The sequence below is a fragment of the Flavobacterium sp. GCM10023249 genome (assembly GCF_042653365.1).
Taxonomy (GTDB): domain Bacteria; phylum Bacteroidota; class Bacteroidia; order Flavobacteriales; family Flavobacteriaceae; genus Flavobacterium.
Genome location: NZ_JBHSHZ010000006.1, coordinates 439,757 through 455,050, shown reverse-complemented (window position 1 = coordinate 455,050; position 15,294 = coordinate 439,757). Strand labels below are relative to the sequence as shown.

Here is a 15,294-nt window from a genome sequence, read left to right as displayed (position 1 = left end):
CATGAAAAGCATTTTTAAAATAGTATTTTTGTTGCTTTCAATCAGTGGTTTTAATCAAGAGAAAAAAGATTTTGATTTACCTGAAGGAAATTCGCAATTTGCTAAAAAAGAATATGCCGATGCAGAAGCAAATTATAGAGTATCAAAAGGTAAGCATCCCAAAAAAGCGGCGGCAAGTTACAATTTAGGGAATGCGATTTATAGACAAAATCAACCCGTTGAAGCAAAAGCTGCCTTTGCAAAAGCAATAGAAACAGCCGTAGATAAGCAACAAAAACATAGAGCTTATCACAACATAGGTAACGTTTTTATGAAAGAAAAGGAATATGACAAAGCTGTAGAAGCATATAAAAATGCGTTGCGAAATAATCCTTCCGATGAAGAAACTCGTTACAATTATGCGTTGGCAAAGAAAATGCTGAAAGAGAATCCGCCAAAAGGTGATGATAAAAAGGAGGAAAAAGGCGATTCTAATAAAGAGAAGAACAAGGATAAGAATAAAGAACAGAATCAAAAGGAAAAAAGCGAACAAAACGCGAAGAATCAAAGCAATAGTAAACAAAATAAGCCGGATAATCAAAATCAAAATAATCCGCAGCCTAAACCTAAAAACATACCGAAAGATCGTTTACAGAACCTGTTGGAAGCTGTGAATAACGATGAAAAGAAAGTTCAGGAAAAGGTTAACGAAAGAAAAATACAAGGAAATCCGATCGATAACGGAAAAGATTGGTAAAAGGAAAGAATAATAAATGAAGCGAATACTTTTTATACTATTACTATTAAGTTTCAGATTAGCCGCTCAAGTGCAATTTGTGGCGCGGGTAAGCAGTGATAAAATCGGGATCAACGAACGCATCCAGGTTAGTTTTATCATGAACGATGACGGTGATAACCTAGATCCGCCTTCATTTGAAGGGTTTGAAGTGTTATCTGGACCAAATCAAACCATAAGCTCAGTAATTTCTAATAATCGACGCTCCTTTCAGAAAACGTATTCTTTTATTTTGCAGCCCGTTAAAAAAGGTGTGTTACAGATAAAACCAGCTACTATTGAAATTAATGGGAAAATTTACAAAAGTAATGCGTTAAAAATAACAGTTGGTAATGCAGTACAAATAGATGATCCGTATGATCCGGGCTATACTAATCAGCAAAAGCAAACACGTCAACAAAAAAATGAACAGATTTTTATAATTGCTGATGTTTCTAATCCGAATCCTTACTTAAATGAACAAATTACAATTAATTATAAATTGTTAGTTGGACTCCAGGCTGGATTAACGAATTACGGATTAATAAGCAATCCTCCAAAATATGAGAACTTTTGGAGTCAAATCAATCAAACCTCGCCAACGCCAAAAGTGGTGACTTATAAAGGACAGGAATTTAGATGTCTTGATTTACAAAATGTGGTGCTTTATCCTCAGAAATCTGGAAAAATAGCCATCGATCCAATCGTTCTTGAAGTTGAGTTAAATGTGTTGGCTGGATACGACGTGTTTGGTGATCCGGTTTCAAAAACCTTGGTACGAAAAATTTCTACAGGTACTAAAATAATTAATGTAAAGACGTTGCCAGAAAATGGAAAACCTGAAGATTTTACTGGTGCTGTGGGATCTTTTGATTTAAAGGTAGTGCCAAGCAGAACCAAATTAAAAACCGGTGAATCATTGGATTTGAAAATTCAAGTTTCTGGAAAAGGGAACTTAAAATTATTCACATTACCCAAACCTGTCGAACAGGCTTCTCTGGAAATGTATGATCCGGATCATAAAGAAAATGTGAAGGTATTAACTTCGGGAATGTCAGGTGATATCTCTGATAATTACACTATAATACCGCAAAATGCAGGGAAGTATCCAATCGAACCGGTGTCTTTTTCTTATTTTGATCCCAAAGCAAATCAATACAAAAGAATCACGTCCAATCCGATTCTTTTGGAAGTTGAGAAAGGGAATGGAACTACAGCAAATACAGTTGTAGTCAATGAAAATAAAAAGAAAGTAAAGGCTAATGCTGCTTTCGGTTTTATAAAAACTAAAACGGAACTAAAATCGCAAGATAAAGAGTTTTTCTTGGGATCAGGTTTGTTTTACGGCTTATTGGTTGTTCCATTTTTATTGATTCCTTTGCTTGTAGTCTATCGCAGAAGACAAGATGCAAGTAATTCGGATGTTCAAGGAAATCGAATTAGACTCTCGAATAAGTTAGCCAAGAAATATTTGTCCGAGGCGCAAAAACACTTGGATAATAAAACACCTTTTTATGTGGCTTTGGAAAAAGCAATGCACAATTTTCTAAAAGCAAAGCTTAATATTGAAACATCGGAAATGAGTAAAGATAAGATAAGAGAATTATTATTACTCAAGAAAGCAAATCCAGAAACGGTTGATCAATTCATTGCACTGACTGAAAGTTGTGACTTTGCTCGTTATGCTCCATCAACCAGTATGAGTATTCAAAATGATTACAATTTAGCGGTGAGTATAATATCTGATTTGGAGAAACAGATGGTTTGATTTTGACAACTATTTTATTATTACCGAACACGAGGCATAAAACAAGTGTTTAGATACAACAAGATGAAATGAAAAATTTAGTCTACCTATTTTTATTGCTTACTCAATCTTTTTGGGCTCAGGAGGCATTTGATGCAGCGAACAGTTTGTATCAACAGTCGAAGTATGTGGAAGCAGCTTCAACATATGAAGGAATTCTTCAGACTCAAAAAGAATCGGCAGAGCTTTATTTTAATTTAGGGAATTGCTATTATAAATTAAAAAAAGTAGCCCCAGCCATTTATAATTATGAAAAAGCTTTAATGCTTAACCCGGGTGATGCTGAAATTGAAAATAACCTCCGTTTTGCTCAAGGAATGACTATTGATGAAATTACCGAAACACCTAAGGTCGGTTTTGCCAAAATTATTTTGGATTTTACCTCTGGACTGCATTTCGATACTTGGGCTTGGATAGCTGTAATCATGTCCTTTTTTGTCTTTTTGACATTTGCAGGTTATTATTTGGCTAGTGAAACTAAAACCAAACGAATTTTCTTTTTTGCAATGCTTTTTTCTTTTTTTATGGTAGCCATAAGTTTAATTTCCGGGTTTTCGGAAAAACACAAATTGGACAATGAAAGACCGGCAATTGTTTTTGAAAAGGAAGTAATTGTTAAAAGCGAACCCAATGCCGCGGCTCAGAAGGCTTTTATTCTTCATGAAGGTACCAAAGTCTATATTTTGGAAAACATTGGTAACTATCGAAAAATTCAACTGTCTGATCAGAAAGAAGGTTGGATAGCAAAATCGGCTATTAAAGAATTGAAATAGCTTTTTTTGATTCCGAAAAAGCTTTGGTGATGTTATTATTGTACAGTATCCTTTGAAAATTCAGCGTCTTCAGCTTTATCATATTCCAAAACTTCTTCCTTTACCTCGCTAAACCAGTCGCCTAATATCGGAAGAGCAATTTCGGCTGTTTTCATACACGGTCCAACCAATACTGTTTTCTCTTGTAGATTTTCATCGACTTTGATGAAATTCGTGTTGACTTTCTGAAACAGAAGTAAAAGTATTCCAAAGAAAAGAGCGGTTTTTAAGGCGCCAAATACGCCTCCTAGTAACGAATTGGCCCATCCTAAAAAGGCAAAATTAGCTATACCAGATAGTGTTTTGGCTAATAAATGGATGCTTACCACTACAATCAAAAGTGTGATTATAAAAGCTACGACTTGAATCGTTTTTGGCGACCAAGATTCGCTTTCGCCTAGAAAATTTTGAACGATATATGAGAATTTTACGGCAATGAAAATCCCGATAAAAAAAGCTACTAACGAAGCTAATTCCACAAATAATCCTTCTTTATAACCTTTGTAAAATCCAGCTACTAATGCTACAGCCACTACGATATCTAAAACTCCCATTTTGTCTCTTTTTCTCAAAATTAAGAAATTCCTTCAAAGAATCAATAGAAAAGATTTTCAATGCTATCTTTGCAGACTAATTTTGTGATTATGATCTTCTAAGTCATAACGCATAACTCATATAAAAATCAATGTCACGCGATATACAACTCAAAGAACGCTGGGATTTCCTGGTGCAAAAACTTTCAGATCAGTTTTCACAAGGGGAAGATTTGGATTTGGATGCTATTATTTATTTAATCGGTGTTCAGGAACTGGGTAAATTCAATACAATATATAAAAAAGACGAGAAAATCAATTTAATGCATATTGCAATATGTCGTTTGTTGGAGCCTTACGGCTATTACGAGTTTGAGTATTTCGACAATGAAGGTTGGCCTCATTACATTGTTAAGGCCGAATTACCACCACTTAAAGCAGGTGAACAGTCGGTTTTGATGAAAGAAGCGATTGTGAATTATTTTCTTGAAAACGGATTTATAGAATAATACAGCTCAGAAAAAGAAATGAGCATATTCATTAGCCTTTAACTGTTTATCAATTACCAAAAAATAGTAACTTTGCATCCTTATTGAAAAGACCCATGACAGATAAGATTAAAGAATACATTGAAGAAGCGAAAGCTTTTACAACCCAAAATAAAGAGAAACTGGAAGAATTCCGAATCAAATTCCTTGGAAGCAAAGGTTTAGTAAAGGATATTTTTGCAGAATTCAAGAATGTACCTAACGATCAGAAAAAAGAATTTGGTCAGGTAATCAATTTACTGAAAACCATTGCTGAAGAGAAAGTGAAAGCGATTCAGGATGAATTGGAAAGTAAAGAAGAAGTAAAAGGAATTTACGGAGATTTGTCGCGTCCGGCTGAACCGTTCAAAATTGGTTCACGCCATCCAATATCTTTGGTAAAAAATCAGGTTATTGATATTTTTTCGAACATTGGATTTAACGTTTCTGAAGGACCTGAAATTGAAGACGATTGGCATAACTTCACCGCATTGAATTTACCGGAATACCATCCGGCAAGAGATATGCAGGATACTTTTTTTATTCAGACGAACCCGGATATCTTGTTGCGTACGCATACTTCATCAGTACAGGTACGATATATGGAAAATAACAAACCGCCAATCCGTACGATTTCTCCGGGAAGAGTATTTCGTAATGAAGCGGTGTCATCACGATCACACTGTATTTTCCACCAAGTAGAAGGTTTGTATATTGACAAGGATGTTTCATTCGCCGACTTGAAGCAAACGCTTTTGTATTTTACAAAAGAAATGTTTGGTAAGTCAAAAATCAGATTGCGCCCGTCGTATTTCCCGTTCACAGAGCCAAGTGCTGAGGTAGATATTTATTGGGGATTAAAAACCGAAACCGATTACCGTATTACCAAAGGTACAGGATGGTTGGAAATCATGGGCTGTGGTATGGTAGATCCAAACGTATTGAAAAATTGTGATATCAACCCTGACGAATACAACGGTTTTGCTTTCGGTATGGGTATCGAGCGTATGGCGATGCTTTTATATCAAATCAGTGATATCCGTATGTTCTATGAAAATGATGTGCGTTTCTTAGAGCAGTTTAAATCGAGTATATAACGAAATTAAATACAAACCCTTTCAGAAGTACTCTCGAAAGGGTTTTTTCTTCAAATAATATGAAAAAAGACATAGAAATCCCGAAAGTTGAAAATGTGTTCTTAGCCGCAGTTCAGGAATGGAGTGATGATTTTATGGACAAAGTCTGGTATGTGTATTTAGTCAATGATTCCGATTTTGATTTGGACAGCGTCATGGTCGTTTCCAAAGCGTTCGGAACCATAGATGGTGAAATGCGCAAAACATCGCTTTTAAGACACGCTTTTGTAAAAGTGCCAACAGTGTCTGCTGTTAAGGTAGAATTGATTGAAAATAGCGTTTTAGCGCTTAATAATGAGTTTATGGTAACCTATTTCATAGGGAACACTTTGTATGATAAGAAATTTACCTTCCGTAAAAATACTATTAATGAACGCGCAACTGAAGAAGTGCCGCATTTATGGGTGAATGGGGTAGTGGTGAAATAAAAAAAGACTCTTTATTTAAGAGTCTTTTTTAATTCATTTAATTCATTTTTGTCGTAACCTAAATCTTTACAGATTGCTTCGATTTTTTTGAAGCTGATTTTTTCTAAAGGACTGAAGTAAATATATTCATTCATAAAACTTAACTGAGTCATTGCATCATTTTGCGTGTCCTTAGTTACCATTGGTTTTACGATTTTTAAAATTTCTCGCAATCCTCTTTCTTCGTTAAATTTAATGAGATATTCCGGTACATTCGGTGGAATTAAAGTTGAGGGCATGTTTGCAATTTGAGGAATATAATCTGCCATTACTTGCCAAGAGCTTTCATCTTTTAGACTTGCCATTATTTCAGCTAGGTTGGTAATTGTGCATGTGGAGACTCTTGCATTGAATAATTGATGGACTTTGTCTAGCGAAGGTATTCCTATTTTAGTTAGCATTTTTGCAGCATCATCTTCGAGTCCATTGCCATGATTGGCATGGATGTTTAATATTGCGATGCAAGTTTCAATTGTGAAATTTTGACTCTCATTTTTTTCTATTTCTTTAAGCTTGTTGATTTTTGATTTGTAATCGTTACTTTGGTCATTGAAAAAACTAATAGTTTCAAGGTTTTTTTCGGAAAATTCCATTTCACAAAATGAAGGTACTAATTGATGGAAATACCTTTTTTTATTGAATAGTTCACTTTTACTTGTTTCACCAGCTAATTGGTATAATTCCGAAAACTTGGAAAGAAGTTGAGGTTCATTTGGATATGATTCTAATAATTTTAGCAGGTATTCTTCTGCCAAAGTGTAATTTTTTAAACCAATATAGTTTTCAGCAATATTGAAAACTACTTCCGATTTGAACTCTGGAATTTCGACTATTTTTAGAAATTGTTCATTCGATTTTTCAAATTCATTTTTTGATTGGTAGATTTTGCCAATGATGTATATTTCTTCCTGAGTGTCTTCAAAAGTTTCAGTCAGATAAATCAGATCGTTTAGTGCAGTGTTTAAATTTTCTATTTTGAATTTTTCCTCATCATAATTGAGTTTTTCATTTTTTGCTTTATAAACCGCATTGCCGTCAATGTTTCTTTGACCTGTGCCGTTTTCAAACAGTTCTAGTAAAAGAAGACTTTTTCTTTTAATTAATTGAGGATTGCTGCCAAACTTCTCAATTGCAGCTTCTATCAATTCGACTCCTTCGATAACTTCACCACTTCTAAATAAACTTACAGCATAGGCTTCATGCGCTTCAGGACAATCATAAGCTTTGAAAAGTTTTTCTGAAATTTGAACTGCTTTACTGCTATTGTTTTGTTCGATTGCTTCAAAAGCAGTATTTAATTGATTGTTAGTTGCTTCAGAACAATTTTCGGTAGAAACTTTTAACTTGGGATAATCGAAATTTTTGCGAGTATAGCTTTCTTGAGCAAGGCATGTTGCGGTGCAAAATAGGAGGAAAAGTGTTTTTTTCATTTATGAATTTAATCCAATTTATCGGTTAGTTTTTTGAACGATTGTTTCGCTTCTTTCCCTTCGTATAGTACTTCGTAAACTGCATCTAAAATAGGTGTTTTGGCAGCATATTCCTTGTTGAGGTTCCAGGCACTCTTTGCCGCATAATAGCCTTCTGCGACCATGCTCATTTCCATTTGTGCCGATTTTACGGTATACCCTTTTCCAATCATGTTTCCAAACATTCGGTTTCTAGAAAACACAGAATAACCCGTTACCAATAAGTCACCCAAATACGCCGAATTGTTGATGTTGCGTTTCATTTTGTGGACTTTCTTGATGAATCGTTTCATTTCGCGGATGGCATTACTCATCAAAACGGCCTGAAAATTATCGCCATAACCTAAACCATGTGCAATTCCTGCTGCAATCGAATAAATATTTTTTAAAACGGCTGCATATTCAGTTCCGATGATGTCATCCGTAGTTTTGGTCTTGATAAAATAGCTGGCTAAATTTTTAGCCATCACTTTCGCTTTTGCTGTATCACCACAAGCAATTGTCAAGTAAGATAAGCGCTCCAAGGCAACTTCTTCTGCGTGGCAAGGTCCGGTAATAACTCCAATGTTTTCGTAGGCAATATTGTAATTTTTGTGGAAGTGTTCGCCCACAATCATACTGGTTTCTGGTACAATACCTTTTATAGCAGAGAAAATAATCTTTCCTTGTAAATCTTCGGTTAGATTTTGAAGTTCGTTATTTAAAAATGCCGACGGTATGGCAAAAATAACATAATCCGCATCTTTTACGGCCTCATTGATATCGTTGGTGAGGTTTAATTTTTTAATGTCAAACTCAACCGAACTCAAATAATTCGGGTTGTGACGGTGCAATTTCAAATGCTCTAAAGCATACACACTTCTCATGTACCAATTGACTTGGTCCACATTCATAGTTAACATTTTCACGATGGCTGTTGCCCAGCTACCGCCACCAATTACAGCAAATTTCGGTTTTTCACTCATAGTTGAATTTTTAGCCCCGATAGTAACGGCATCCTTTTTACTTGTTAAATTATTGTCTATGAGGTATAAAGCACCGATAACAAGTGAAAAGATACAGTGAATAGCGGGAAAAAGCTCCTAAAAATTGTAAGGAAAGTCAAAGGTAAGAAATTTTTGGCACGCATATTGAATAGGTAATACTGAAACTATAAAAACTACAATTATGAAAGCGATAAAATTATTTTTGATAGCCTTGGTGTCGCCACTCTTGTTAACCTCTTGTACTGCCGAAGTATTTGTTGAAGATGGATATGTGGACAACGGCATACCGTTACCGGAATTAATGGAAGGCTATGATTTATGGTATGTGGATTACGATGCGACTACCGGAAGTGGAGATGTGCCGTTCTTATCGAGAGCTTTTACAGTTTCCTTTTTAAATGGAAGTTTGTATGCTAACAATAACTTGGCTGGTATCGGAACAACGGGTAGTGGATTTGGTATCCGAGTGGGTTATTACGATTATTATACCAATGCTGTACGTGTGTATCATGATATTTATGGTACGTATGACTTGGAAGTGTATCAAATTTCAAGCAATCGCATCAAATTGTATAGCCGCAGTCAAAATGTAACGTACTATTTGACAGGTTACCAAAGAAGTGGTTTTGATTATGATCGTTTGTTCTATGATAACATTCATTATTTCCTACAAGAATACAAAGCTTGGGAAAAAGTATATACTAGTAGAGTAGGTGCTTTGAACGAATTTGACAACGAACATTTTATCAAATTTGTAGCGGGCGGAAGCAGCGATACGTTCAAATCATCGCAAGATGCACCAGGTACATCGGTAAATAATATCTACTGGGATTTTACAGGATACTACGGTATTTCAGGCACTTCGAGCCCATACAGTAAAAATTTAACATTAGATTATGATTTTTGGGGCAATGAATCGTTTACGCTTACCGTTATTAACGACAGCCGAATAAGGTTGTATCACAATGCCAGTGGAACGACATATGAATTTGTAGGAAGAGGGTTTATTCAGTACATGAAACAATCGCCTGCAGAAGTTAAAAGAAACGCAACAAAAGAGTTAGTTAGTAAATCGAAATAAATTTAAGTTAAGTTACGTTTTGTTTTTGGTGTTTAGTAAGAAGGCGCTCTAGGGATTTATTCCCAGAGCGCCTTCTGAATTTTATATGTTTTTTGGGCGTTTCCCTTCGGGTAGTCGGCTTTGCCTCTTGACCCTCCGGGGCGGGCTGTTCGCGCTACGCGGTAGCTTGCTTCCATCCCTAACGCGGGCTCATCTTAACTACCATAATCCATTTACAGTATTGTAATTTGGGATTTACTACGTTAATAACTTAGTTCCACTATTGCACGTACTTTCTCTGGTGTAATGTTTTGTTTTTCACCTAACGCTTTCCAACCTCTTTCTTCAAATCTTTTTACGATAAAATCAGCGGTTTCAGCATAGTTTTCAGTAGTGTTTTCCGATAAGCGAGTTTGCATTCCCATGGCGTGTAAAAATTCCACTGTTTTTTCAATCGCTGCCTCGGCTTTTTCTTCGATACTGTTTCCAGTAATACCAAAAACTCTCTCACCATATTGGGCCAATTTTTCTTTTTTGGTCTCAAACATGACACGATACAAGTTTGGACCAATGATGGCTAATGTTCTTGCATGATCAATTTCAAACAAGGCTGTTAATTCATGGCCAATCATATGTGTCGCCCAATCAGATGGTACTCCTTTTTGAATTAAGCCGTTCAAAGCCATAGTGGCACTCCACATAAAATTAGAAGCCAATTTATAATCGGTTGGATTGTCGACTACAGATGGACCAATTTCAACAAGAGTTTGTAAAATACTTTCCGCGATTCTGTCTTGTAATAAGGCGTCATGTGGATAAGTTAAGTATTGTTCCAAAACGTGCGTGTAAGCGTCTACTATACCATTTTGAATTTGTCTTTTGGGTAAAGAGGCAATTACTGTGGGATCACAAATTGAGAATTTTGGAAACAAGGCACTTCCGCCGAAAGCTAATTTTTCCTGCGATTCGTTAATGGTTATTACAGCGCCTGAATTCATTTCGCTTCCGGTAGCAGGTAAAGTCAGTACTGTTCCGAAAGGAATTACTTCCGAAAGTTCTTTGATTAATAAACGCTTGTGTAATATTTCTTTTGGTTCGCCTTTAAATTTTACTGCCGCTGAAATGAATTTCACACCGTCAATTACACTTCCGCCTCCAACAGCCAGAATGAACCCAATGTTTTGCTCGCGAATAATTTCAACCGCTTTCATTAGGGTTTCATAACGTGGATTGGGTTCGATTCCGCCAAATTCCACGATGTCATATCCAGATAATGCGGTTTTAACTTGGTCGTAAACACCGTTTTTGAAAATACTTCCGCCACCATAAGCGAGTAGTATTTTTGAATCTTTTGTTATTAAATCGGGCAGTTTTGCAATTTGTCCTTTACCAAAAACATAATTGGTAGGATTGTATAATTCGAAGTTTGTCATAACATTTTTTTTTAATGAGGTATAAAATTAATGAACTTAACGCGAAACAGATGGTAAAAGAATGTTAAGAGATGAATATTTAAATGCGACAATTTGAAATTCAGTCTTTTATTTGGCAAGGATAATTCTTCACAAAAAGCTAACATTAGCATAACTGTTACTTCATAAAGAGTCACCAACTTTAACCTAGAAATAGAGCTCAGATTTCTAAATGTAAAAAGATAATAATGAAATTGTATGACAGAAAAAGAAAGAGCATTATGGGAAACCATTACTAGGTTTTCCTTTGATGAAACCATCGAAGAGTATGGTTTTGAAACACGATTGGCGTTTGAAAATAAATGGACGGACTTCGTCACTAAACAAGCCATCGAAGAGTATAAGAAGTTTATGTTTTTAGCTTCAGTCTCCAAACAAATGGTTTCACCATCCGAAATAGTAGATATTGTTTGGCACCAACACCTAATCTTCAGTAAATCCTATGAAAAACTCTGCCAGCTATTAGGGAAAAAGATTGAACACATTCCTTCCACACACAATCCTCAAAACCATTCGGTTTTTACAACTGCAAAAGAATACACCAGCGTTTTATACGAAGCGTACTTCGGGAAACAAAACCCCTATTTTTGGGATAATCACTATTTTGAGGAAACACAATTAACAACAGGGAACGCTACTTTGCGTAGAAGGATAATCAAAATTGCGGCTATTAGTATTCTATTGTATCTACCGCTGTATTTTTTGCTGAAACCTTATATTGTCACTATTGAAAATCCGTATTTCGTATTGTATACAATTATCGTAACCTTTTGTATGTTTTCTTTCTTGTACTTTCAAATCACAGCTGTGGCAGAAGACAATGCAAAGAAATTGTACCGTGAAAATGTACATATCCAAAACCTGAATGCCGCCGAAGTTATTTGTCTTCAAACCGGCAATAATAACCGATACGTTCACGCAAGTGTGGATAATATGATTAAGAAGCGTGTTTTAAGAACGGAAGGCAATTGGGGCGTAAAATTGGATCTGAATGCAGTTTTTACTGCCAAAGATGAAGTGGCTGTCGGTAATGCCTTAAACGATAAGGAACCTGTAAATTATATCACATTGTTTCATCAGTTGCGGGTCAAAGAATTGTTTTTATTACCACAACAAGCCATGAAGAACCTGAGAACTACCATTGTAAACAGTTCCTATTTTGTTAACCTCTTTTCTGTAGTGATATTGTTTTTTCTTCCAATGCTTTATCTTTTTCTCATCCGATTGCAATTGGGTATTGAAAGGGAGAAACCGGTAGCATTTTTGGTTGTAGAAATTGGAGGCTATCTTATTGCAGGCTATTATTTTTTGAAGAAAGCCTACACTGAACTTTTTGCCAAAGCGATTCCTAATTTGTACAACACAAAAATAAAAAGCGAAGAACGAATTGATTTAAAGCAATCTTGGGAATGGAAGTATCTGATTATCGGTACGGCTTTTTATTGTGACGATTTCCTTCCTTTGGTAGAGCCGATACAAACGAGAATGAATTCCAACAGTTCTTCTTGGGGAAGTTGTGGTTCAAGTTGTGGTAGTAGCTGCGGTTCGAGTTGCGGCGGCGGCTGTGGTGGTTGTGGCGGCGGAGATTAGTTGGTCAATACCTATTTCTGATACTTAATTTGTGGGTTTAACTTGAAAGGTTAAGCCTTTTTATTTTTTATAAAACAAATTATGGTCAATATACTCCCAGACTTTGCTAGGTAACATCGGAATGACGTTCTTTTTGTTTTTGATGTTTTCCCTGATGAAAGTGGATGACAATTCAATTACCGGAGCGCCTACACGGTGAATCTTTGGATTGTTTACAAACTCACTATTAATTTCTCCTGAGTTTAATCTCGGATATACATAAATGGCATGATTTTGTAAAATCACCTCATAGTTCTTCCATTTATGCAATGAGTTCAGATTGTCTTCTCCCATGATTAATGAGAATTCATAATCAGGATATTTTTCCTGTAAATGCGCCAATGTGTTCACCGTATAATTCGGTTGAGGTAACTTGAACTCTATATCGGTGGGTTTGATTTTTGGATAGTTTTCAGTTGCGAGGTGTACCATATGCAAACGGTGGTAATCATCCAGCAACGTGTTTTTCTGCTTGTGCGGATTGTGTGGTGTGACCACCATCCAGATCTGATCCAAATCCGAATGTTCAGCCATATGATTGGCTATAATCAAATGCCCAATATGAATGGGATTAAAGGTTCCGAAATAAAGTCCGATTTTCATAGTTTAGTACTTAGTGATTAGCTCTTAGTCCTTAGATTGTTCGTAAATTAAGAAGTAACAGTTTGTTCATTTAGTGATTTTGAAAAAGCGTTTAGCATTTTAGCTTCTTCTTCTAGCAGTAAAAGAATCTCATCATATAGTTTTTCGTCTCTAATAAAATCTAATTCTTTAGCTATTATAAGTTGAGTTTCTAATTCATTGAGTGAGCCTCTTGAAATGTTTAGAAAATGTCCAAATGATTTATCTGTTCTTCGCCCAAAACCTTCTGCAATATTTGAAGGAATTGAAATTGATGCTCTTTTTACCTGACTTGAGAGCGAGTAAATTTCTTCCTTAGGAAATTTTTCAGTCAGTTTATAAACTAATACCACTAATTTAATTCCTTTCTGCCAAATTAATAAGTCTTTATAAGATGTAATTTTACTCATGAATAATTTGTGAATAACTAAATTCTCTCAATCTCTACTATGGACTAGGTGCTAAGGACTACTCTACAAAATTCTTTACTAATTCATAAGCCTCTTGTTTGGCCACCTCTAAATCGTAGTTTTTAATTACGGTGTCAAACTGTGGTGCAGTAGCCAATTCTACGTGTGCTTTGGCAATACGCATGTTGATTTTGTCTTCACTTTCGGTAGAACGTTCTTTCAATCGACGTTTCAATTCATCAACACTTGGCGGTTTTACGAATACAGCCAAAGTTTGTTCCGGGAATTTATGCTTAATACGTAATCCTCCGGCTACATCAATGTCGAAAATGACATTTTTGCCCAAAGCCCAAATGCGTTCTACTTCGCTTTTTAAAGTGCCATAAAAGTTGTCGCGGTATACTTCTTCCCATTCAACAAAATCTTCGGCTTTGATATGCTGTTTGAAATCGTGAATTGACATAAAGTAGTAATCTTTTCCGCTAACTTCTTCGCCTCTTGGTTCGCGAGTTGCTGCCGAAATTGAAAATTCAAGATTCAATTCTTCAATTCCTAATAAATGTCTTACTATAGTGGTTTTTCCCGATCCTGAAGGTGCCGAGAATACGATTAATTTTCCTCCTTTGTTCATTGTATTTTAACTTTAGGCAAGTTGCAATAGACTTTATGCTTAATTTATGTTGTTTAGTATGCCTTCAATAAGGCTATGGTTTATTACAATACGTTCAATACCTGTTCTTTGATTTTTTCCAACTCGTCTTTCATCATTACCACTAGTTTTTGCATACCGGCATGATTCGACTTAGAGCCCATGGTGTTAATTTCACGGCCCATTTCCTGAGTGATGAATCCTAATTTGCGACCATTGGCTTCATTTCCTTTGATCGTTTCGATGAAATAATCCAAATGATTGGTTAATCGTACCTTCTCTTCGGTAATGTCTAATTTCTCCAAATAGTAAATCAATTCCTGCTCAAAACGGTTTTCGTCTACATTCACTTTCAATTCATCAATAGCCGTCTGTAATTTGTTTTTGATATTTTGAACACGTTCCGGATCTAATTCCAAAGCTTGCTCCATGTATGAACGAATATTAGCAATGCGCAATTGGAATTCTTTCTCCAATGACATTCCTTCATCCACACGAAACTGATTGATATTGGTTAATGCTTCATTAATAACCGACTGAATTTGTTTCCATTCGTTTTCATCGATTTCATCACGTTCTGTTTTTAATGCATCAGGCATACGTACCGCCATCTTCATCAATTCGGTATTGTCTGCATCGGGTAAGATGTCACGCATTTGCGCAATGTACGCTTTTACGATGGGTGCATTTACTTTTGTCGAAGTTTCTTCTCCTGTAACTTCTATATACAATGAAAAATCAACTTTACCTCGTTCCAATTGTTGAGCAATCTGATTGCGCAAACCCAATTCCATTTCACGGTATACCGAAGGCATTCGGACATTCAAGTCCATTCCTTTGCTGTTAAGCGATTTGAGTTCTACAGTGATTTTTTTGGTGGGCAATTGTAATGAAGCTTTTCCAAAGCCGGTCATCGATTGTATCATAGTCGTAAAATAAGAGGGTAAAGATAAGAAAAGTTA

The 15,294-nt window shown here is 35.7% G+C and carries 16 protein-coding genes; 8 read left to right on the top strand and 8 right to left on the bottom strand.

The features are described 5' to 3' along the window. Position 1 precedes the first annotated feature (1 nt). From ACFO7M_RS03630 to ACFO7M_RS03620, 3 genes are all read left to right on the top strand, one after another. Positions 2-736 (top strand): tetratricopeptide repeat protein, encoded by a 735-nt coding sequence (locus ACFO7M_RS03630; RefSeq protein ID WP_379734060.1) that lies wholly within the window; start codon positions 2-4, stop codon positions 734-736. A gap of 16 nt (positions 737-752) precedes the next feature. Continuing rightward, positions 753-2,522 carry a BatD family protein gene (locus tag ACFO7M_RS03625; protein ID WP_379734058.1) on the top strand — a complete coding sequence of 590 codons (1,770 nt, stop codon included), beginning with the start codon at positions 753-755 and terminating at the stop codon, positions 2,520-2,522. A 68-nt stretch (positions 2,523-2,590) separates the two neighbouring features. Continuing rightward, positions 2,591-3,334: a tetratricopeptide repeat protein gene (locus ACFO7M_RS03620; RefSeq protein ID WP_379718002.1), complete on the top strand. Its 744-nt coding sequence runs from the start codon at positions 2,591-2,593 to the stop codon at positions 3,332-3,334. 35 nt (positions 3,335-3,369) lie between these two features. Here ACFO7M_RS03620 and ACFO7M_RS03615 read toward each other — a convergent pair whose 3' ends face one another. Next, positions 3,370-3,927, bottom strand: coding sequence for a CvpA family protein (locus tag ACFO7M_RS03615; RefSeq protein WP_379718004.1), 558 nt, complete (start codon positions 3,925-3,927; stop codon positions 3,370-3,372). Positions 3,928-4,058: 131 nt separating this feature from the next. Between ACFO7M_RS03615 and ACFO7M_RS03610 the strand changes: the two genes are divergently transcribed. The 3 genes from ACFO7M_RS03610 to ACFO7M_RS03600 all read left to right on the top strand — a co-directional run bounded on the left by ACFO7M_RS03610 (position 4,059) and on the right by ACFO7M_RS03600 (position 5,997). Beyond that, entirely contained in the window at positions 4,059-4,415 is a 357-nt protein-coding gene (locus ACFO7M_RS03610; protein WP_379718006.1) for a hypothetical protein, read from the top strand. Positions 4,416-4,510: 95 nt separating this feature from the next. Next, complete coding sequence (pheS, locus tag ACFO7M_RS03605; RefSeq protein WP_264544151.1) at positions 4,511-5,530, top strand: phenylalanine--tRNA ligase subunit alpha; 1,020 nt, start codon at positions 4,511-4,513, stop codon at positions 5,528-5,530. A 59-nt stretch (positions 5,531-5,589) separates the two neighbouring features. Then, entirely contained in the window at positions 5,590-5,997 is a 408-nt protein-coding gene (locus ACFO7M_RS03600; protein WP_379718008.1) for a hypothetical protein, read from the top strand. Between the two features lie 11 nt (positions 5,998-6,008). On the opposite strand, the gene ACFO7M_RS03595 is transcribed toward ACFO7M_RS03600, so the two are convergent. Both ACFO7M_RS03595 and ACFO7M_RS03590 read right to left on the bottom strand, forming a co-directional pair. After that, the gene (locus ACFO7M_RS03595; RefSeq protein ID WP_379718010.1) at positions 6,009-7,466 is read right to left on the bottom strand and encodes a tetratricopeptide repeat protein; all 1,458 of its coding nucleotides are present in this window, start codon (positions 7,464-7,466) and stop codon (positions 6,009-6,011) included. 8 nt (positions 7,467-7,474) lie between these two features. Further along, complete coding sequence (locus tag ACFO7M_RS03590; RefSeq protein ID WP_379734056.1) at positions 7,475-8,470, bottom strand: NAD(P)H-dependent glycerol-3-phosphate dehydrogenase; 996 nt, start codon at positions 8,468-8,470, stop codon at positions 7,475-7,477. A 202-nt stretch (positions 8,471-8,672) separates the two neighbouring features. On the opposite strand from ACFO7M_RS03590, the gene ACFO7M_RS03585 reads away from it, so the two are divergent. After that, positions 8,673-9,572, top strand: a complete 900-nt coding sequence (locus ACFO7M_RS03585) for a nicotinic acid mononucleotide adenyltransferase (protein ID WP_379734054.1) — start codon at positions 8,673-8,675, stop codon at positions 9,570-9,572. Between the two features lie 242 nt (positions 9,573-9,814). Here ACFO7M_RS03585 and ACFO7M_RS03580 read toward each other — a convergent pair whose 3' ends face one another. Continuing rightward, positions 9,815-10,984, bottom strand: coding sequence for an iron-containing alcohol dehydrogenase (locus tag ACFO7M_RS03580; RefSeq protein ID WP_379718016.1), 1,170 nt, complete (start codon positions 10,982-10,984; stop codon positions 9,815-9,817). 237 nt (positions 10,985-11,221) lie between these two features. Here ACFO7M_RS03580 and ACFO7M_RS03575 point away from each other — a divergent pair, with 237 nt between their 5' ends. After that, positions 11,222-12,613: a hypothetical protein gene (locus tag ACFO7M_RS03575; protein WP_379734052.1), complete on the top strand. Its 1,392-nt coding sequence runs from the start codon at positions 11,222-11,224 to the stop codon at positions 12,611-12,613. Positions 12,614-12,673: 60 nt separating this feature from the next. On the opposite strand, the gene nadD is transcribed toward ACFO7M_RS03575, so the two are convergent. The 4 genes from nadD to ACFO7M_RS03555 all read right to left on the bottom strand — a co-directional run bounded on the left by nadD (position 12,674) and on the right by ACFO7M_RS03555 (position 15,258). Beyond that, entirely contained in the window at positions 12,674-13,255 is a 582-nt protein-coding gene (gene nadD, locus ACFO7M_RS03570) for a nicotinate (nicotinamide) nucleotide adenylyltransferase (protein ID WP_379734051.1), read from the bottom strand. A 47-nt stretch (positions 13,256-13,302) separates the two neighbouring features. After that, positions 13,303-13,683 (bottom strand): four helix bundle protein, encoded by a 381-nt coding sequence (locus tag ACFO7M_RS03565; RefSeq protein WP_379734049.1) that lies wholly within the window; start codon positions 13,681-13,683, stop codon positions 13,303-13,305. A 58-nt stretch (positions 13,684-13,741) separates the two neighbouring features. After that, positions 13,742-14,314, bottom strand: a complete 573-nt coding sequence (gene gmk / locus ACFO7M_RS03560; RefSeq protein WP_379734048.1) for a guanylate kinase — start codon at positions 14,312-14,314, stop codon at positions 13,742-13,744. A gap of 83 nt (positions 14,315-14,397) precedes the next feature. Then, entirely contained in the window at positions 14,398-15,258 is an 861-nt protein-coding gene (locus ACFO7M_RS03555; protein WP_379734046.1) for a YicC/YloC family endoribonuclease, read from the bottom strand. Positions 15,259-15,294: the final 36 nt, after the last annotated feature.

Coding starts and splice junctions, on each gene's coding strand:
- pheS (WP_264544151.1), top strand. CDS start 4,511: ATGACAGATAAGATTAAAGAATACATTGAAGAAGCGAAAGCTTTTACA.
- ACFO7M_RS03595 (WP_379718010.1), bottom strand. CDS start 7,466: ATGAAAAAAACACTTTTCCTCCTATTTTGCACCGCAACATGCCTTGCT.
- ACFO7M_RS03565 (WP_379734049.1), bottom strand. CDS start 13,683: ATGAGTAAAATTACATCTTATAAAGACTTATTAATTTGGCAGAAAGGA.
- ACFO7M_RS03625 (WP_379734058.1), top strand. CDS start 753: ATGAAGCGAATACTTTTTATACTATTACTATTAAGTTTCAGATTAGCC.
- ACFO7M_RS03585 (WP_379734054.1), top strand. CDS start 8,673: ATGAAAGCGATAAAATTATTTTTGATAGCCTTGGTGTCGCCACTCTTG.
- ACFO7M_RS03630 (WP_379734060.1), top strand. CDS start 2: ATGAAAAGCATTTTTAAAATAGTATTTTTGTTGCTTTCAATCAGTGGT.
- gmk (WP_379734048.1), bottom strand. CDS start 14,314: ATGAACAAAGGAGGAAAATTAATCGTATTCTCGGCACCTTCAGGATCG.
- ACFO7M_RS03610 (WP_379718006.1), top strand. CDS start 4,059: ATGTCACGCGATATACAACTCAAAGAACGCTGGGATTTCCTGGTGCAA.
- ACFO7M_RS03555 (WP_379734046.1), bottom strand. CDS start 15,258: ATGATACAATCGATGACCGGCTTTGGAAAAGCTTCATTACAATTGCCC.
- ACFO7M_RS03575 (WP_379734052.1), top strand. CDS start 11,222: ATGACAGAAAAAGAAAGAGCATTATGGGAAACCATTACTAGGTTTTCC.
- nadD (WP_379734051.1), bottom strand. CDS start 13,255: ATGAAAATCGGACTTTATTTCGGAACCTTTAATCCCATTCATATTGGG.
- ACFO7M_RS03620 (WP_379718002.1), top strand. CDS start 2,591: ATGAAAAATTTAGTCTACCTATTTTTATTGCTTACTCAATCTTTTTGG.
- ACFO7M_RS03600 (WP_379718008.1), top strand. CDS start 5,590: ATGAAAAAAGACATAGAAATCCCGAAAGTTGAAAATGTGTTCTTAGCC.
- ACFO7M_RS03590 (WP_379734056.1), bottom strand. CDS start 8,470: ATGAGTGAAAAACCGAAATTTGCTGTAATTGGTGGCGGTAGCTGGGCA.
- ACFO7M_RS03580 (WP_379718016.1), bottom strand. CDS start 10,984: ATGACAAACTTCGAATTATACAATCCTACCAATTATGTTTTTGGTAAA.
- ACFO7M_RS03615 (WP_379718004.1), bottom strand. CDS start 3,927: ATGGGAGTTTTAGATATCGTAGTGGCTGTAGCATTAGTAGCTGGATTT.